Origin of the sequence: Bradyrhizobium sp. 191 (assembly GCF_023100985.1) — a bacterium.
GTDB lineage: Bacteria > Pseudomonadota > Alphaproteobacteria > Rhizobiales > Xanthobacteraceae > Bradyrhizobium > Bradyrhizobium diversitatis.
In genome coordinates, this window is the sequence record NZ_CP064692.1 from 6,738,870 (window position 1) to 6,757,231 (window position 18,362).

Genomic DNA, 18,362 nt, shown 5'->3' on the forward strand with positions numbered 1-18,362 from the left:
GAGCGTCGAATGCCGTGGAAGAATCAGGGCGGTGGCCCGTGGGGCTCGGGTCCAAAGGGACCATGGGGCTCAGGCCCGCAACCGGTCGGGCCGAGGCCGCCGGATCTGGAAGACCTTCTGCGGCGCGGCCAGGACCGCCTCCAGCAGATCATGCCGGGCGGCTATTTCTCCGGCATCGGAATCACGCTGATCATCCTGCTGATTGTGGCATTCTGGCTGCTGTCGGGCTTCTTCCGTGTGCAGTCCGAAGAGCTCGGAGTCGTGCTGCGCTTCGGCAAGCATGTCCGCACCGTGCAGCCGGGCCTGAACTATCACCTGCCCTACCCGATCGAGACCGTGCTGCTGCCGAAGGCTCTGCGCGTCAACACCATCTCCATCGGCATGACGCTGATCGACGATCCGGCGCGGCGCGGCCGCTCGGTTCGTGACGTGCCGGAAGAGAGCCTGATGCTGACCGGCGACGAGAACATCGTCGACGTCGACTTCACCGTGCTCTGGCGTATCAAGCCGGACGGCGTCGGCGATTTCCTCTTCAACATCCAGAATCCCGAAGGCACCGTGAAGGCGGTCGCCGAGAGCGCGATGCGCGAGGTGATCGGCCGCTCGCAGATCCAGCCGATCCTGACCGGCGCGCGGAACGTCACCGAGCAGAACGTGCATGAACTGATCCAGAGGACCCTGGACAGCTACGGCGCGGGCATCCAGATCAGCCAGGTGCAGATGCAGAAGGTGGATCCGCCGGCGCAGGTGATCGACGCCTTCCGCGACGTGCAGGCGGCGCGCGCCAATCTCGAGCAGTTGCAGAACGAAGCGCAGACCTACGCCAACCAGGTGGTGCCGCAGGCGCGCGGACGTGCAGCGCAGATCCTTCAGGCCGCCGAAGGCTACAAGGAGCAGGCGGTCGCAGAGGCCAAGGGCCAGAGCGCGCGCTTTCTGAAAGTTTACGAGGAATACAAGAAGGCGCCCGACGTGACGCGTGAACGGATCTATCTTGAAACGATGGAGCGCGTCCTCGGCGGCGCCGACAAGCTCGTCTATGACGGCGGCGCCTCGGGGCAGGGAATCGTGCCCTATCTGCCGCTACCCGAACTGACGACCAAGCGGCCGCCTACCACCGGTCCGCAGTCGAGCGGAGGCAGCCGATGAGGTCTCCGGTTACAGGTTTCGTCACTCTGCTCGGGCTGCTCCTGGTCCTGATCGTCGGCTACATGTCGCTGTTCACGGTACAGCAGACCGAGCAGACCATCGTGCTCCAGTTCGGCCGGCCCGTCGACGTCGTCACCACACCCGGCCTGCATTTCAAGGCACCGTGGAATTCGGTGATCAACATCGACAAGCGGATCCTCGATCTGGAGAATCCATCGCAGGAAGCGATCGCATCCGACCAGAAGCGGCTCGTCGTCGACGCCTTTGCGCGCTACCGCATCAAGGATGCGCTGCGCTTCTATCAGAGCATCGGCTCGATCCAGGCTGCCAACATCCAGCTCACCACGCTCCTGAACGCGGCGTTGCGCCGCGTGCTCGGCGAGGTCACCTTCATCAATGTGGTGCGCGACGACCGCGAGAAACTGATGCTGCGCATCCGCGACCAGCTGGATCGCGAGGCCGATGGCTACGGCATCGAGGTCGTCGACGTCCGGATCCGCCGTGCCGACCTGCCGGAGCAGAACAGCCAGGCGGTCTACCAGCGCATGAAGACCGAGCGTGAGCGCGAGGCCGCCGAGTTCCGTGCACAGGGTGGACAGAAGGCGCAGGAGATCAAGTCCAGGGCCGACCGCGAGGCCACCGTCATCGTCGCGGAGGCCAATTCGCAGGCCGAACAGACCCGCGGTGCGGGCGATGCCGAGCGCAACCGCCTGTTTGCGGAAGCCTACAGCAAGGACGCCGACTTCTTCGCCTTCTACCGGTCGATGACGGCCTATGAGAATGGTCTGCGTTCGAATGACACCCGCTTCCTGCTGCGGCCGGACTCGGATTTCTTCCGGTACTTCAGTAATCCGTCCGGCAAGATGGCAAATGAGACGCCGGCGAAGCCGTAAGCTAGACAAGGGCGGCCGGTCTGGCCGCCCTTTGTCCAGACAGGAACAGTATAGCGGGAGGTTCCATTCCGATGAGGTCCATTGCGTTCGCCGACTTCCTCATCGGCCTAGGCATCCTGTTCGTGCTTGAAGGCTTGATGTTCGCGGCCAGTCCCAACTGGATGCGCAAGGCCATGAAGAGCGCCATCGCTACGCCGGACAACGTGCTGCGGGCGGTTGGGATCGGTTCGGCCGTGGCCGGTCTGGTCCTGATCTGGGTTATCCGGCGCCCGATTTAGGGCATCAGGCCAACGCCAAAGTGAAGGCGCCAGACCGGTTTTCGTCGTATTGTCGGTGTCTTGAGGCCCGTTAAGCTCCGCGCTTGCGCCGTGCCCCCGTTCGAGCGCAGTCTGGCGCCGAATCCCTTTGCCTGGAGATCACAATGACCGCTGCCACCACTGCCCCGTCCCGCTCGCGCCGTTGCGTGCGACTTGGTGTGCGAATTGGGCTGGCCGCGCTCGCCGTCGGTGCTTTCAGCGCGTTCGGCACGCCGGCCCATGCGCGGGGACCGGATGGCATCGCCGACGTCGCCGAGAAGGTGATCGACGCGGTCGTCAACATCTCGACCTCCCAGACGGTCGAGGCCAAGGGCGGCGGCGGCAGCAACACCATGCCGCAACTGCCGCCCGGCTCGCCGTTCGAAGAGTTCTTCGACGACTTCTTCAAGAACCGCCGGGGTCCCGGTGGCGGCAGCAAGGGCGGCGACAACCCGCCGCGCAAGACCAACTCGCTCGGCTCCGGCTTCATCATCGATGCATCGGGCGTCGTCGTCACCAACAACCACGTCATTGCGGACGCCGACGAGATCCACGTCATCCTCAACGACGGCACCAAGATCAAGGCCGAGCTGGTCGGCGTCGACAAGAAGACCGATCTCGCCGTGCTCAAGATCAAGCCGCCGAAGCCGTTGGTCGCGGTCAAGTTCGGCGACTCCGACAAGTTGCGCCTGGGCGACTGGGTGGTCGCGATCGGCAACCCCTTCAGCCTGGGAGGCACGGTGACCGCCGGCATCGTCTCGGCCAAGAACCGCGACATCTCCTCAGGGCCATACGACAGCTATATCCAGACCGACGCCTCCATCAATCGCGGCAATTCCGGCGGTCCGCTGTTCAACCTCGACGGCGACGTCGTCGGCGTCAACACGCTGATCATCTCCCCATCCGGCGGCTCGATCGGCATCGGCTTCGCCGTGCCGTCGAAGACGGTGGTGGGCGTCGTCGATCAGCTCCGCCAGTTCGGCGAGCTGCGCCGCGGCTGGCTTGGGGTGCGCATCCAGAGCGTCACTGACGAGATCGCCGAGAGTCTAAACATCAAGCCGGCGCGCGGTGCGCTGGTCGCCGGCGTCGACGACAAGGGCCCGGCCAAGCCCGCCGGCATCGAGCCCGGCGACGTCGTCGTCAAGTTCGACGGCAAGGACGTCAAGGACCCGAAGGACCTGTCCCGTGTCGTCGCCGACACGGCGGTCGGCAAGGAGGTCGACGTCGTCATCATCCGCAAGGGGCAGGAAGAGACCAAGAAGGTCACGCTCGGCCGCCTCCAGGACCCCGAAAAGGTGCAGGCCGCGGTGAAGACCGACGAGCCCGCGCCCGAGAAGCCGGTGACGCAGAAGGCGCTTGGCCTGGACCTCGCAGCGCTCAACAAGGATCTGCGCACGCGTTACAAGATCAAGGACAGCGTCAAGGGCGTGGTCGTCACCAATGTCGACGCCAATTCAGACGCTGCAGAGAAGCGCCTCTCGGCCGGTGACGTCATCGTCGAGGTCGCGCAGGAGGCCGTTTCCAGCGGCGCCGACATCCAGAAGCGGGTCGATCAGCTCAAGAAGGACGGCAAGAAATCGGTGCTGCTGCTGGTCTCCAACGGCGACGGCGAGCTGCGCTTCGTCGCACTGAGCGTGCAGTAACTTCATCCGTCATTCCGGGGCGATGCGAAGCATCGAACCCGGAATCTCGAGGTTCCGGGTCTGGTGCTTCGCACCATCCCGGAACGACGATTGTGTCAGCCCTCCACGAACTCCTCCCGCCGATATCCCTGCGCATAGAGCAGCGCGGTGAGATCGCCGTGATCGATCCGCGCGGCCGCGGCCGCGGCCACCGCGGGCTTGGCGTGATAGGCCACGCCGAGCCCCGCCGCCTGGATCATCGCGAGATCGTTGGCGCCGTCGCCGACCACCACCGAGTCGATATCATCGAGATCGAACGACTCCATCAGATCCACCAGCGTCGCGAGCTTTGCGGCGCGGCCGAGGATCGGCTCCTTCACCTCGCCGGTGAACTTGCCGTCGCGCACGACGAGCTCATTGGCGCGGTTCTCCTGGAAGCCGATCCTGGCGGCGACCGCGCGGGTGAACAAGGTGAAGCCGCCGGAGACGAGGCAGGTATAGGCGCCGTTCGCGCGCATGGTGGCGACCAACTCGCGGCCGCCCGGCGTCAGCGTGATGCGCTTGGCCAGCACCTCGTCGACCACGTTTGCGGGCAGGTCCTTGAGCAGCGCGACGCGCTCGCGCAGCGCCGGCTCGAACTCGATCTCGCCGCGCATCGCGCGCTCGGTGATGGCGGCGACATGCGCCTTCACCCCGACGAAATCGGCGAGCTCGTCGATGCATTCCTGGCCAATCATGGTGGAATCCATGTCGGCGAGAAAAAGCTTCTTGCGCCTGAAGCCAACAGGCTGCACGACGATATCGATGGGCAGGTCGCCGCGGAGCTCGCGGAGCCGCTGCTCGATGGCGTGACGGTCACTTCCGAGGTTACTGTCGGTGCCGAAGGGGATGTCGACCGCGACCCCGTCGAACAGCCAGTGCGCGGGCGCCGCTTGTGGCAGCACGGCGCGGGCGCCGTCGACGATGGTCGAGTCGAGCGCGGGATTGTCGGGGTTGCAGATCAGCGTGGCAACGAGGGACATTGAGGTTTTCGTGAGCGAGGGGCATTCAAGCAAGGCCGTGCTTATCGCAGGCCCGACCGCCAGCGGCAAGTCGGCGCTGGTGCTCGAGCTTGCCCTCGCCACCGGCGGTGTCGTCATCAATGCCGATTCCATGCAGGTCTACCGCGACCTCCGTATCATCACGGCGCGGCCGACAGCAGCGGACGAGGCGCTCGTGCCGCATCGCCTCTATGGCCATGTCGATGCCGCCGTGAATTTTTCGGCGGGCGCCTGGGTCAGCGACGCGGCGAAGGCGCTCGATGAAGCAAGGGCTCAAGGCCGTCTGCCGATCTTCGTCGGCGGCACAGGGCTCTATTTCAAGGCTCTGACGGCCGGCCTCTCAGTGGTGCCGCCGATCCCGGCCGAGGTGCGGGAGGACGTGAGGGGGCGACTGGAGCGGAACGGCGTCGAGGCGCTGCACGCGGAACTTGCGCGCCGGGACGTGGCAGCAGCCGAGCGATTGAACCTGCGCGACCGCACGCGGATTGCGCGCGCGCTCGAGGTGATCGAGGCGACCGGGCGTTCACTGCTCGACTGGCACCGGGAGGGACAGCCGCCGCTACTGCCGAAGGACAGTTTTCGCGCGGTGTTTCTCGCGCCCGAGCGGGACGAGCTCTATGCCCGCATTGATGCCCGCTTCGACGCCATGCTGGGTGCTGGCGCGTTGAGGGAGGTCGAGCGGATCGCCGCCAGACACCTCGATCCGCTGCTGCCGGCGATGAAAGCCCATGGCGTGCCGGCCCTGATCCGGCATCTGCGCGGCGAACTCGGCCTGGAGGAGGCCGCCAGCATTGGCCGCGCCGACACCCGCCACTACGCCAAGCGGCAATTCACCTGGTTCCGGCACCAATTGCCGGAATTCGAATGGGTCAGGCCGGAGGAGGCAAGGGGTTGGCTCGCGGCGGTCGTGAACGCGGGCAGGGCTTCCGACTAACGCGGTTTTGTGGCGGGGCTCGAATTTACCTCTCGCCGAACCCGGGGAACAGGGCTACACTGGCAAAATCGCGTGGGAACGGCCGCATTGCCTTGACATCCGGGCTTTGGCCGCTATGTTTCGCGCAACCTTTGGGAAGCCGATCGCCTGCCATGCGTAACATTATTGCCAAACTCCTTATCGCCGTCGTACCCAGGCACACCGCCGGGGATGGCTAGCTGCCATCCACAAGACAGGCGGTGTGCATGGGCCCTCTTCGGGGCCTTTTTTATTTCCCGAACCCGACACGAACGAAGCCGCTGACAACAGCGCATCCGGAGCAAGCCAATGAGCGACAAGAGCCACGATCCGAACCAGATGACCGGCGCCGCGATGATCGTCCGCGCGCTCATCGATCACGGCGTGACCGACATTTTCGGCTATCCCGGCGGCGCCGTGCTTCCGATCTATGACGAGATCTTCCAGCAGAGCGAGGTCCAGCACATCCTGGTCCGCCACGAGCAGGGCGCGGGCCATGCCGCCGAGGGCTATGCGCGTTCGACCGGCAAGCCGGGCGTTGCGCTGGTGACCTCCGGTCCCGGCGCCACCAACATGGTGACGCCACTCACCGACGCGCTGATGGACTCGATCCCGCTGGTCTGCATCTCCGGCCAGGTGCCGACGCATCTGATCGGCAACGACGCGTTCCAGGAATGCGACACCGTCGGCATCACGCGCCCCTGCACCAAGCACAATTGGCTGGTGCGCGACGTCAACGATTTGGCCAAGGTGCTGCATGAGGCGTTCTATGTCGCAACCTCGGGCCGTCCGGGCCCGGTGCTGGTTGACGTCCCCAAGGACGTGCAGTTCGCGACCGGCACCTACCATCCCCCGCGCAAGTCCGACGTGCACCGCTCCTACGCGCCGCGCGTGAAGGGCGATGCGACGCAGATCCGCAAGGCCGTGGCGCTGCTGGCCAATGCCAAGCGTCCCGTGATCTACAGCGGCGGCGGCGTCATCAATTCCGGCCCCGAGGCGACCAGGCTCTTGCGCGAGCTGGTCGAGGTCACCGGCTTCCCGATCACCTCCACGCTGATGGGTTTGGGGGCGTACCCGGCCTCGGGCAAGAACTGGCTCGGCATGCTCGGCATGCACGGCACCTACGAGGCCAACATGACCATGCATGATTGCGACGTCATGCTGTGCGTCGGCGCGCGCTTCGACGATCGCATCACCGGTCGCGTCGATGCGTTCTCGCCCGGCTCGAAGAAGATCCACATCGACATCGACCCGTCCTCGATCAACAAGAACATCCGCGTCGACGTTCCGATCATCGGCGATTGCGGCAACATCCTCGGCGACATCCTCCAGGTGTTCAAGGCGGAGGCGAAGAAGCCCGACATCAAGTCGTGGTGGCAGCAGATCGCGCAATGGCGCGCCCGCAACTCGCTCTACTACAAGAAGAGCAACGACGTCATCCTGCCGCAGCACGCGATCCAGAGCCTGTTCGAGGCGACGCGCGGCAAGGACACCTACATCACGACCGAGGTCGGCCAGCATCAGATGTGGGCGGCGCAGTTCTACGGCTTCGAGGAACCGCATCGCTGGATGACGTCCGGCGGTCTCGGTACCATGGGCTATGGCCTGCCGGCGGCGGTCGGCGTGCAGGTTGCCCATCCCGACAGTCTCGTCATCGACATCGCGGGCGATGCCTCGGTGCAGATGACGATGCAGGAAATGTCGACGGCGGTTCAGTACGAGCTGCCGATCAAGATCTTCATCCTGAACAACCAGTACATGGGCATGGTGCGGCAGTGGCAGCAGCTGCTGCACGGCAACCGCCTGTCGCATTCCTACTCGGAAGCGCTGCCGGATTTCGTCAAGCTCGCGGAAGCCTATGGCGCCGTCGGCCTCCAGGTGCACAAGCCCGCCGATCTTGATGGTGCGATCAAGGAGATGATCTCGGTCAAGCGTCCGGTGCTCTTCGACTGCCGCGTCGCGGCGCTGGAAAACTGCTTCCCGATGATCCCCTCCGGCAAGGCCCACAACGAGATGCTGCTGCCGGAGCAGGCCAACGACGAGGCGACCGCGAAGGCATTCGCCGGCGGCAAGGCGCTGGTGTGAGGCCATGTTCGACCTGAGGGAGCTCGAGCGCGCACATGCGATCGTGGGGCAGGCGGTGCCGGCAACGCCGGCGCATGCCTGGCCGTTGCTCGCAGGTCGGCTCGGCACCGAGGTCGTGGTCAAGCACGAGAACCACACGCCGATCGGCGCCTTCAAGGTGCGCGGCGGCCTCGTCTATCTCGAACGGCTGAAGCGCGAGCGGCCGAGGACACCGGGCATCATCTCGGCGACGCGCGGCAATCACGGTCAGAGCCTCGCCTTTGCCGCGAGCCGCCACGGCGTGCCCGCGGTGATCTATGTGCCGCGCGGCAACTCGGTCGAGAAGAACCGCGCGATGAAGGCCTTTGGTGCCGAACTCGTCGAACACGGCGAGGACTTTCAGGCGGCACGCGAGGAAGCCGAGCGCCGCGCGCAGTTCGCCGGGCTCCACATGGTGCCCTCGTTCCACCCGGATCTCGTTCTTGGCGTTGCGACCTACGCTCTCGAATTGTTCCACGCAGTGTCCGACCTCGATATCCTCTATGTGCCGATCGGGCAGGGCTCCGGCATCTGCGGCTGCATCATGGCGCGCGACCTGCTCGGCCTGAAGACCGAGATCGTCGGCGTGCAGTCGACGGAAGCGCCGTCCTATGCGCTGTCGTTCGCGGCGGGCAAGATCGTGACGACCGAGACCAGCAACACGCTCGCCGACGGCATGGCGACGCGCATCCCCGACGAGGATGCGTTCGCGCTGATCCGCAAGGGCGCCTCGCGCATCGTAAAAGTCACCGACGACGAGGTCGCCGCCGCGATCCGCGCCTACTGGACCGATACGCATAATCTCGCCGAAGGCGCCGGCGCAGCGGCGCTGGCGGCGGCGCTGCAGGAAAAGAGCAAGCTGAAGGGCAAGCGCGTCGGTCTCGTGCTGTCTGGCGGCAATATCGATTTCGATCTGTTCCGCCGTTGGGTCGGGACGGACGCGCCAGCGATGGCGTGACGGAGAGACAAGAGGGGACGACAATGAACCAGCCCGCATCCGCCTATTTCATCGAGGACCGTCACGATCCCAACGAGACGCATACGCTTGCGGTGCTCGTGCAGAACGAGCCGGGCGTGCTCGCGCGCGTCATCGGCCTGTTCTCGGGTCGCGGCTACAACATCGAGAGCCTTACGGTCTCGGAGACCGAGGCCCAGAAGCATCTGTCGCGAATCACCATCGTCACCACGGGTACGCCGATGGTGATCGAGCAGATCAAGCACCAGCTCGATCGCATGATCCCGGTCTACCGCGTCGTCGACATGACCCTGACCAGGCGTTCGATCGAGCGCGAATTGGCGATGGTCAAGGTGCGCGGGCAGGGCGAACACAGGGTCGAGGCGCTGAGGCTGGCGGATGCATTCCGCGCCCGCGTGATCGACGCCACGACCGAGAGCTTTGTGTTCGAGATCACAGGCAATACGGACAAGATCAATCAATTTATCGACCTGATGCGCCCGCTCGGCCTTGTCGAGGTGTCGCGCACCGGCGTCGCCGCGATCGGTCGCGGGCCTGAAGGGATGTGAGCCATGCTGGCGCGCGACTGGTACTACAACGAGCGGAACCGGATGGGGATCGAGCCCGCTGTGGCCTCGATCTACGACAACCATGACGATGCCGATCTGCGGGCGCGCGCCGCTCTGAAGATGCTCGGGGTCCAGCGTGGCTGGCGCATCGCCGATATCGGCTGCGGCAACGGCGTGCTCGCCACCGAAGCGGCGTTGATGGGGGCCGACGTCGACGCCATCGACATTTCGCCGGCAATGCTGGCGCTGGCCGAGATCTATGCCCGCGACCGCAAGGCGCCCGTGCGCACCCAATCCGCCGGTCTGCTCAGCTTCGCCTACCGTCCGGAATCCTACGATCTCATCGTCAGCGAGTTCACGCTGCACCATCTGCCGGATTTCTGGAAGGCGGTGGCGATGTCGCGGATTTTTCGCGCGCTCAAGCCCGGAGCGACGTTTTATCTCCGTGACATTGTTTACTCATCGATGCCCGACGCGATCGAGCGTGACGTCGAGCAATGGGCCGACTTCCAGATCAAGAACCACGATTTCTCCCGCGAGGGCGTGGTGACGCATATGCGCGACGAATATTCCACCTTCGGCTGGGTGATGGAGCGGATGCTGACCGACGTCGGCTTCACGCTGGTCTCGGCCGATTACCACGCGCCGATGCACGGCACCTATCTGCTGCGGAAACCGAAAGCCGGCGAGCAAGGCTAGACCAGAACAACAAGCAGGGCTGCGAGACAAAGCAGAACCGGAAACAACAATGAAGCCGGCCGACATCCTCATCGCCGTCATGGTGGCGATCATCTGGGGGCTTGCCTTCGTGGCGAGCCGGATCGCGCTCGACGAGCTTTCGCCGGAGTTGATGACGGCGTTGCGTTTCACGATCGCCGCGGCGCCCTGCCTGTTCATTCCCAAGCCGAAAATCGCCTGGTCACTGCTGATCGCGATCAGCTTCACGCTCTTCCTCGGTCAGTTCCTGTCGCAGGCCTACGGCATCGCTCATGGGGTGCCCGTGGGCCTGACCAGCGTCGTCGTGCAGAGCCAGGCACTCTTCACGATCGGCTTTGCCGCGCTCGCGTTCGGTGAGCGGCCGACACCGATGCAGACTTTGGGCATCGTCGTTGCCGCGGCGGGCCTTCTGATGATCTGCGGCACCGTCGGGTACGATTTCAGCGTCGGCGCCTTTGCGGTTCTGATGATCTCGCCGCTCAGCTTCGCAATCGGCAATCTGCTGCTGCGCGGCGCCCGCGGCGTGCCGATGTTCGATCTGTTCGCATGGCTCTGCCTCGCCGCGGCGGTGCCGCTGTTCGTGCTGGCACTGATCGCCAACGGACCAGCGCCGACATGGACGTCGCTGACGCACCTATCGCTGACGTCGGCGCTCTGCATGCTGATGCTCGGCGGCATCTCCACCAGCATCGCCTATTGGCTGTGGGGCCGCCTGTTGCGCGACTATCCCGCCGCGCAAGTGGTGCCGTTCGCGCTGCTGGTGCCGTTCGTCGGCTCGGCCGCCTCCAGCATCATTTTCGGCGAGCGGTTCGGACCGTTGCGCCTCGCCGGCATGCTGACCGTGATCGGCGGCATCGCCGTGATGGTCCTGGCGAAACGCCCGCAAGTCCTGCCCAAGACCGCGTGAGGTGAATATGACCTACTCGCTGTTCTACGCCTTCCTCGCCTTCATGGCGGTCATGTACTTCACCCCGGGGCCGAACAACATCATGCTGTTGTCCTCCGGCCTGACCTACGGCTTCCGGCGCACGATCCCGCATATCGTCGGCATCGTCATCGGCTTCGCCTTCATGATCGCCGCCGTCGGCCTCGGGCTCGGCACCGTGTTCCTGGCCTATCCGATCCTCCAGACCGTCTTGAAATATGCCGGCGCCGCCTACCTGATTTACCTGGCCGCCGTGATCGCGCTGTCCGGTCCGGCGAAGCCGGGCGAGGAGAAGGCGCGCGGCCCGATGACCTTCTGGGGCGCGGCCATGTTCCAGTGGATCAACGCCAAGGGCTGGGTGATCGTGATCGGTACCATCACGGCCTATGCCGCGATCGCCCAATTCCCGCTCAACATCGCCATTCAGACCGTGATCAGCCTCGTCGTCGGCACGGTCTCGACAGTGGTCTGGGCCCTGTTCGGCACCGCGCTGCGCCCGGTCCTGACCTCCGAGCGGCTGGTCCGCGCCTTCAATATCCTGATGGCGGTCCTGCTGCTCGCTTCCCTCTACCCCGTTTTCATGGATGCATGATGTCGCGGATTTCCATGCAGAAACGGGTTTCCCTCAGGGCTGAAAATGCTCTAGACAGCCCCCGAAATCCGCAAATTTCACCCTTCGGACACTGACCATCGGCCGATTTTCGGCCCTGAACGAGGAAACGACCATGCGTGTTTACTACGATCGCGACGCCGACCTGAACCTGATCAAGGGCAAGAAGGTCGCCATCGTCGGCTATGGCAGCCAGGGCCACGCCCATGCGCTCAACCTGAAGGATTCCGGCGTCAAGGAAGTCGCCATTGCGCTGCGCAAGGGCTCGGCCTCGGCCAAGAAGGCGGAAGCCGCCGGCTTCAAGGTGCTGGAAGTTGCGGAAGCCGCCAAATGGGCCGACCTCGTCATGATGCTGACTCCGGACGAGCTTCAGGGCGACATCTACCGCGAGCACCTGCACGACAACATGAAGAAGGGCGCCGCCCTCGTGTTCGCCCACGGCCTCAACGTCCACTTCAATCTGCTCGATCCGCGTGCCGACCTCGACGTGCTGATGATCGCGCCGAAGGGCCCCGGCCACACCGTGCGCTCGGAGTATCAGCGCGGCGGCGGCGTGCCCTGCCTGATCGCGATCGCCAAGGACGTCTCCGGCAATGCCCATGACCTCGGCCTGTCCTACGCCTCCGCCATCGGCGGCGGCCGCGCCGGCATCATCGAGACCACCTTCAAGGAAGAGTGCGAGACCGACCTGTTCGGCGAGCAGGTCGTGCTCTGCGGCGGCCTGGTCGAGCTGATCAAGGGCGGCTACGAGACCCTGGTCGAAGCCGGCTACGCGCCGGAGATGGCCTATTTCGAATGCCTGCACGAAGTGAAGCTGATCGTCGACCTGATCTATGAAGGCGGCATCGCCAACATGAACTACTCGATCTCCAATACCGCCGAGTACGGCGAGTACGTCACCGGCCCGCGCATCATCACCGACGAGACCAAGAAGGAGATGCGCAAGGTCCTGGCCGACATCCAGGGCGGCAAGTTCGCCCGCGACTGGATGCTCGAGAACAAGGTCAACCAGACCTCGTTCAAGGCGACCCGCGCCAAGCTCGCCGCGCACCCGATCGAGGAAGTCGGCGCGAAGCTCCGCGACATGATGCCCTGGATCAAGAAGGGCGCGCTGGTCGACAAGAGCAAGAACTGACGGCTACGCCGTCATTCCGGCGGCGCGAAGCGCTACCCGGAGTCCAGAGGTTGTGGATCGAGATTTCCGGGTTCGCGCTAACGCGCGCCCCGGAATGACGGACGAACGCAACCTTGCTCGCCAAACCAAATCTTAAATCTTCGCGGCTATGATCGAGCGAGATCGCAAGCAGTGGTCTCGCTCTTTCCATCCCGCGCGAAGCGCTGCTGCTTTATTCAAATTCTTCGCAAGTTGACGCGCGGCCTGAACGCGAAGAACCGACTTTTAAACCACATTCTTGGCATCGCGGCGTTTGTCGCACTTTCTCGCTGCATTCCGAACATCAAAACCTCTGCGTCTTCAGGGCCAAGGATTCGGCTCTTCATCCGCATTCTCATCTCGTGTCCACTGAGAGCCGGGCCGTTGCATGTCGGCCGAGCGCATCGCCGAAATCGTGCTCGAGCGCTGACCGCGGCAGGTCCAAGGTGCGCCGTCAGATCACGCCGGAGCCGATGCGCCACCCGATCGGGGCCGTCTTGCCGCTGCCGCGTACTGATCGATGCTGCGCTGCAACCTGCGGCGGAGGGAATCGAGATCTCCGTCCGTGAGGCCGCCTGCCGGGCGGCAATGTCGGCGGGGGCGCCGTTCCGGCGCTTCCCGAAACCGCGATGCCTTGATGCTGGCCGTGGCAGAGGAGGCGCAGCGGCGCTTTCGTGCCAAGATCGAGACGGCGCTGGCCTCGTTGCCGGCCGCCGACCCGCTGGCCGGCTTTCACGCGTTCCGCCTCGCTTGTCTGCACTGGGCCACGGCGCAACCCCGCGCATGTCCAGATCATCTCCAACGGGCGCGATTTCGTCCATGGCGTTGGCGCGTGCAGGAGCGTGAAATCGAGCGGGTGGCGGAAGCGGTGCTCGACCTGTTCATCGCGGGCGTTGCCAAGCCGTAGCAGCTTCGCCGCTCGCTAACATTAGGCGAAGGTCGGGCCGCTCCGTGCGTTGCCTGTCCTTGACCATTCCGTTACAGTTTTATGACACGGTGCAGGCTTCCGGCTGCGCCGGACGCCCTGACCGGCCGGTCAGACGTGTCACAGGGCCGGACTTGAAGTTCAGCGTATTGTCGATGGCGTCCGCGCCCAATCCAGGTCCTTCTGCCGCGACCGCCGTGCTGGCGAGCGTCGCCGCGCTCGGCATCTGGCGCCTGCTCGCGGTTGCAGCGCCGCATCTCGCTGCGCTCGCGCTGATGTACGAGACCGAGACCGATTTCGGCTCGCGCCTGTCCTTTGCGCTGGCCTGGGGCATCCTGAACTTCTTCTGGATCACGCTGCTGCGGCGGCCGGCGCTCTCGGGCGCATTGTCGCTGACCATGGTCGTCGTGCTGGTGCTGCTGTCGCAGCTCAAGCACGAGGTCGTGCAGATGACGGTCAATTTCATCGACCTGATGATGATCGACCGCGACACCGTCGCGTTCCTGTTCACGATCTTCCCGAACTTGCGCTGGTCGGTGATTCTGGCCGGCCTGATCACGCTGCCGTTGATGTATTCGCTGTGGTGGCTCGACCCGTTCCGCGTCCGCCGCCTGCCGGCGCTGGCCTGCAAGCTCGCTTGCCTCGCCGGGCTTGTCGGGTATTCGCTCTACCATCCGGATGAAGCCTGGCGCAGCTATTACGACGACGGCTATCTCTCGAAATTCTTCCGCTCGGGCGTCAGCGCGGTGTCGGATTTCGCGCAGTACGGCTTCATGGAGGCGGCCGCTTCGACCAATGAACGGCTCAACATGCCGCTGGTCGATGCCTGCCATCCCGCCGGCCGCCGGCCGAACATCATCATGATCCATGATGAATCGAGCTTCGATATCCGCGCGGCGCAGGGCATCAAGGTGTCGCAGGGCTATGGCAGCCACTTCACGTCCTGGGACGGCAAGCAGCGCACGTTCCTCGCCGAGAGCAATGGCGGACCGAGCTGGTTCACCGAATACAACGTGCTCGCGGGGCTTTCCTCGCGCTCGTTCGGACGCTTCGCCTATTTCGTGACGCGCATTGCCTCGAGCCGGGTTGAGCGCGGCCTGCCGCTGGCGCTGCGCCGCTGCGGCTACGAGACGCTCTCGCTCTATCCCGCCAATGGCGGCTTCATGGGCGCGCGCAGCTTCCAGATGACGACCGGCATCGAGCGCTTTCTCGATGCGAAGGACCTCGGCGCGAAGGATGTCGAGCCCGACAGCTTCTTCTACGACAAGGCACTCCAGCTGATGGGCCAGCAGCCGCCGAACAAGCCGCTGTTCACCTTTATCTATCTCGGCGCCAATCATTTCCCCTGGGAAACGCGCTTCCGTCCCGACCTGCTGCCGAACTGGCGCGCGCCGGGCAATGTGCCGTCGATCGACGAATATCTGCGCCGGCAGGCAATCAGCGCCGAGCAGTACAAGTCCTTCGTCGCAGGCCTGAGGAAGAATTTTCCGGGCGAGCCCTTCCTGATCGTGCGCTACGGAGATCACCAGCCGGAATTCGCAGCGCAGATCCTCGAGCCCGGGCTCGACGAGGGCGCTCTCGGCAAGAAGCTGGACAATTACGATCCGCGTCTCTACGCGACCTATTATGCGATCGACGCCGTCAATTTCGAGCCGCTGAAGAGCGCGGCCGTGATGGACACGATCGACGGCCCCTATCTGCCGCTGGTGATCCAGGAAGCCGCCGGCATTCCGCTCGACCCGTCCTTCGCCGAACAGAAGGAGATCATGCTCCGCTGCAACGGCGTCTTCTACGGCTGCAAGGACGGCGCCGAGGCACGGCGATTGAACCGGCTGCTGATCGACGCGGGGATGATCAGGGGGCTTTAGTTTTTGTCACCGTCATCCTGAGGTGCCGGAGCGTAGCGGAGGCCTCGAAGGATGCACGACCCGGCTGCATCGTGGCCGTTCATCCTTCGAGGCTCGCCGCACGGTGCTATGCGCCGCGCAGCTCGCACCTCAGGATGACGGGGTGAACCGCTGACCTACTGCTTAATCTTCTCCCACAGCCATCGAGCGACCGCATCCGGCGAGGAGTTCGCGTCATTGCCACTGGCGCGCAAATTGGCTTCGCGCATGGTGGCGATGTCGATCCTGCCGAGCAGCGGCCGCAGCGCCGCCTGCAGTCGCTCGTCACCGGCGCGTTTCGGCGCGAGCAGCAGGATGGCGTCGTAGGGCGGGATGGCGTGCCTGATATCGTCGAGCGCGACGAGATCGTACTTCGCGATCAGGCCATCGCTGGTGTAGCCGGCGATTACGTCGACCTCGCCGCTGGCGGCTGCCGCATACATGAAATCCGGCTGCATCTGGCGTTGGGCGCGGAACGAAAGGCCGTAGGCCCTTTGCAGGGCCGCCCATTCGGGCCGCGAGAAGAATTCGTAGTCGCCGGCAATCGACATCGTCGATGCGTGTGCGGCGAGATCGGCGATGGTGCGGATGCCGAGCACCTCGGCGCGCTTCCTCGGCATCACCAGCGCATAGGCATTCTCGAAGCCGAGGTCGCCGAGCAGGGTGATGTTGTCCCTGGCGAGCGCTGTCTTGAGTTCCGCGAGCAGCTCGGTGCGCGGCTTGATATCGCTGCGATGCAGCTGGTTGGCCCAAAGCGTGCCGGAATAGTCGACATAGAGATCGATGTCGCCGGCCTTCAGCGCCTCGAAGATCACGCTCGAACCGAGGCTCGAGCGCGCCGTCGCGGACAGGCCGGCGGCCTGGAGACGGTCCCTGAGGAGCGCGGACAGCACATACTGCTCGGCAAATGTCTTGGCGCCGACGACGTAGCCCTGCGAGGAGCGGCCCATTGTCGGCACCAATGTTGCGGCAACGAGAGCTGCGATCCCGATGCAGCCGAGCGCCGCGCGCAGACGGCTGCGACGACGCAGACCATTCTCGATCAGGCCAAGCAGTTGATCGACGGCGAGCGCGAGCAGGGCCGAGGCCAGGCAGCCGAACAGCACGAACACCCAGTTCTGGGTCTGGAGTCCGGCAAAGATGTAATTGCCGAGGCTGGTCTGCCCGATCGGGGTCGACAGCGTCGCGGTCCCGATCACCCAGACCGCGGCGGTGCGGATGCCCGCCATCATCACCGGCAGCGCCAGCGGCAGCTCGACCATGACCAGAGACTGCCGCGCGGTCATGCCGACGCCCTTGGCGGCTTCGATCAGCGCGGGATCGATGCCGTTGAGCCCGGTAATGCCGTTGCGCAGCACCGGCAGCATCGAATAGAGCGCCAGCGCCAGCATCGCCGGCAGGAAGCCGAAGGCGGAGAAGGAAACGCCGAACCAGGTCAGCGCGACCGAGGCCGCCGCGAGCAGCAGCGGATAGAACAGTGCGAGCAGCGCCAGTCCCGGCACGGTCTGCACGATGCTGGCGAACGCGAGCAGCATGGCGCGCGGCGCCGGGCGATTGCGCGTGAGGATCGCCAGCGGCAGGCTGACGGCGAGACCGAGCGCCAGTGCGGCAAGGCTGACCTGGACATGGTTGCCGAGATAGTCGGGCAGATGCGCCAGCGCCTCGCCCCAGCGTGGATCGGCGAGGAGGCTCATGCCGCACCGCTCTGCGGCAACAGCGCATTCAGCCGATCGGCCTGGCGCCGCGGCGTGCGCAGCAGCTCCAGCACGTAGCCGTCGCCGCTCCTGGTGAGCTCATCGGGCGTGCCCTGCGCGCGCAGCTGTCCGCCGCGCATCACTGCGATGCGGTCGGCGAGCAAGAGAGCCTCCGTCATGTCATGGGTGATCATCACTGTGGTCAGGCCGAGCTTGCGATGCAGCGAGCGATAGTCGTCGCCGAGCGCATCGCGGGTGAGGGGATCGAGCGCGCCGAACGGCTCGTCCATCAGCACGATGCGAGGCCTTGCCGCGAGCGCCCGCGCCACGCCGACGCGCTGGCGCTGGCCGCCGGAGAGCGCTTCCGGCAGACGGTCGCGATGGGCGGCACGGTCGAGCTGCACCAGCTCGAGCAGCTCGTCGACACGCGCCGCGATATCCGCCGCCGATACACCCAGTAGTCTCGGTGTGATCCCGATATTGTCGGCGACGCTCAAATGCGGGAACAGCCCGCCGCTCTGGAACACGTAGCCGATCCGCCGCCGCAGCGCGACCGGATCGACGTCTCTCACATCCTCGCCCTCGACGGCGATGGTGCCGCCGTCGGCCTCGATCAGCCGGTTGGCGAGCCGCAGCAGCGTGGTCTTGCCCGAGCCGGAGCCGCCGACGATCGCCACAAACTCGCCCTCGGCGACGTCGAGCGATACATCGCTCAGAGCCATGAGGGAGCCGAAGCTCTTGGTGACGTGTGCATAGCCGATCATGGGACTGGACGGCATCAGACCTGCGCTCGGCTCGGTTGCCTCTGAGGGGCGGGGTGACGGGACCCATGCGTAGCACGCTTGGCGCCTTGATTGAACTTGGCCGCGCGAGCGG

Annotated in this window: 17 protein-coding genes; 14 read left to right on the forward strand and 3 right to left on the reverse strand. The window is 65.1% G+C overall.

The window, feature by feature from the left end; genetic code table 11:
* Positions 1–9 precede the first annotated feature (9 nt).
* The 4 genes from hflK to IVB23_RS31605 all read left to right on the forward strand — a co-directional run bounded on the left by hflK (position 10) and on the right by IVB23_RS31605 (position 3,978).
* Complete coding sequence (gene hflK / locus IVB23_RS31590; protein WP_061879314.1) at positions 10–1,146, forward strand: FtsH protease activity modulator HflK; 1,137 nt, start codon at positions 10–12, stop codon at positions 1,144–1,146.
* The gene (locus IVB23_RS31595) at positions 1,143–2,039 is read left to right on the forward strand and encodes a protease modulator HflC (protein WP_061879313.1); all 897 of its coding nucleotides are present in this window, start codon (positions 1,143–1,145) and stop codon (positions 2,037–2,039) included. Before hflK ends, IVB23_RS31595 begins: the two co-directional genes overlap by 4 nt.
* A gap of 71 nt (positions 2,040–2,110) precedes the next feature.
* Positions 2,111–2,317: a DUF2065 domain-containing protein gene (locus tag IVB23_RS31600; RefSeq protein ID WP_028177121.1), complete on the forward strand. Its 207-nt coding sequence runs from the start codon at positions 2,111–2,113 to the stop codon at positions 2,315–2,317.
* A gap of 143 nt (positions 2,318–2,460) precedes the next feature.
* On the forward strand, positions 2,461–3,978 hold the full coding sequence (locus IVB23_RS31605) for a Do family serine endopeptidase (RefSeq protein ID WP_061879312.1): 1,518 nt from the start codon (positions 2,461–2,463) through the stop codon (positions 3,976–3,978).
* Between the two features lie 95 nt (positions 3,979–4,073).
* Here the strand turns inward: IVB23_RS31605 and serB are convergent, their stop codons facing one another.
* Positions 4,074–4,979: a phosphoserine phosphatase SerB gene (gene serB, locus IVB23_RS31610; protein ID WP_197967859.1), complete on the reverse strand. Its 906-nt coding sequence runs from the start codon at positions 4,977–4,979 to the stop codon at positions 4,074–4,076.
* A 10-nt stretch (positions 4,980–4,989) separates the two neighbouring features.
* On the opposite strand from serB, the gene miaA reads away from it, so the two are divergent.
* The 10 genes from miaA to IVB23_RS31660 all read left to right on the forward strand — a co-directional run bounded on the left by miaA (position 4,990) and on the right by IVB23_RS31660 (position 15,774).
* A complete protein-coding gene (gene miaA / locus IVB23_RS31615) occupies positions 4,990–5,931 on the forward strand; it encodes a tRNA (adenosine(37)-N6)-dimethylallyltransferase MiaA (protein ID WP_247801175.1) in 942 nt (313 codons plus the stop codon).
* A gap of 327 nt (positions 5,932–6,258) precedes the next feature.
* Positions 6,259–8,034 carry an acetolactate synthase 3 large subunit gene (locus tag IVB23_RS31620; protein ID WP_247801176.1) on the forward strand — a complete coding sequence of 592 codons (1,776 nt, stop codon included), beginning with the start codon at positions 6,259–6,261 and terminating at the stop codon, positions 8,032–8,034.
* Between the two features lie 4 nt (positions 8,035–8,038).
* Positions 8,039–9,010: a threonine dehydratase gene (locus tag IVB23_RS31625; protein ID WP_247801177.1), complete on the forward strand. Its 972-nt coding sequence runs from the start codon at positions 8,039–8,041 to the stop codon at positions 9,008–9,010.
* A gap of 23 nt (positions 9,011–9,033) precedes the next feature.
* Positions 9,034–9,576 carry an acetolactate synthase small subunit gene (gene ilvN, locus IVB23_RS31630; protein ID WP_028177127.1) on the forward strand — a complete coding sequence of 181 codons (543 nt, stop codon included), beginning with the start codon at positions 9,034–9,036 and terminating at the stop codon, positions 9,574–9,576.
* 3 nt (positions 9,577–9,579) lie between these two features.
* Entirely contained in the window at positions 9,580–10,275 is a 696-nt protein-coding gene (locus IVB23_RS31635; RefSeq protein ID WP_197967856.1) for a class I SAM-dependent methyltransferase, read from the forward strand.
* Positions 10,276–10,324: 49 nt separating this feature from the next.
* Positions 10,325–11,200, forward strand: coding sequence for an EamA family transporter (locus IVB23_RS31640; RefSeq protein ID WP_247801178.1), 876 nt, complete (start codon positions 10,325–10,327; stop codon positions 11,198–11,200).
* Positions 11,201–11,207: 7 nt separating this feature from the next.
* Positions 11,208–11,810: a LysE family translocator gene (locus tag IVB23_RS31645; protein ID WP_247801179.1), complete on the forward strand. Its 603-nt coding sequence runs from the start codon at positions 11,208–11,210 to the stop codon at positions 11,808–11,810.
* Between the two features lie 133 nt (positions 11,811–11,943).
* Positions 11,944–12,963, forward strand: a complete 1,020-nt coding sequence (ilvC, locus tag IVB23_RS31650) for a ketol-acid reductoisomerase (protein ID WP_027577255.1) — start codon at positions 11,944–11,946, stop codon at positions 12,961–12,963.
* 655 nt (positions 12,964–13,618) lie between these two features.
* On the forward strand, positions 13,619–13,888 hold the full coding sequence (locus tag IVB23_RS31655) for a hypothetical protein (RefSeq protein ID WP_247801180.1): 270 nt from the start codon (positions 13,619–13,621) through the stop codon (positions 13,886–13,888).
* Between the two features lie 173 nt (positions 13,889–14,061).
* Positions 14,062–15,774 carry a sulfatase-like hydrolase/transferase gene (locus tag IVB23_RS31660; RefSeq protein ID WP_247804996.1) on the forward strand — a complete coding sequence of 571 codons (1,713 nt, stop codon included), beginning with the start codon at positions 14,062–14,064 and terminating at the stop codon, positions 15,772–15,774.
* A gap of 155 nt (positions 15,775–15,929) precedes the next feature.
* Here IVB23_RS31660 and IVB23_RS31665 read toward each other — a convergent pair whose 3' ends face one another.
* Positions 15,930–17,486: a glycine betaine ABC transporter substrate-binding protein gene (locus tag IVB23_RS31665; RefSeq protein ID WP_247801181.1), complete on the reverse strand. Its 1,557-nt coding sequence runs from the start codon at positions 17,484–17,486 to the stop codon at positions 15,930–15,932.
* Positions 17,483–18,265, reverse strand: coding sequence for an ABC transporter ATP-binding protein (locus IVB23_RS31670; RefSeq protein WP_247801182.1), 783 nt, complete (start codon positions 18,263–18,265; stop codon positions 17,483–17,485). Before IVB23_RS31670 ends, IVB23_RS31665 begins: the two co-directional genes overlap by 4 nt.
* Positions 18,266–18,362: the final 97 nt, after the last annotated feature.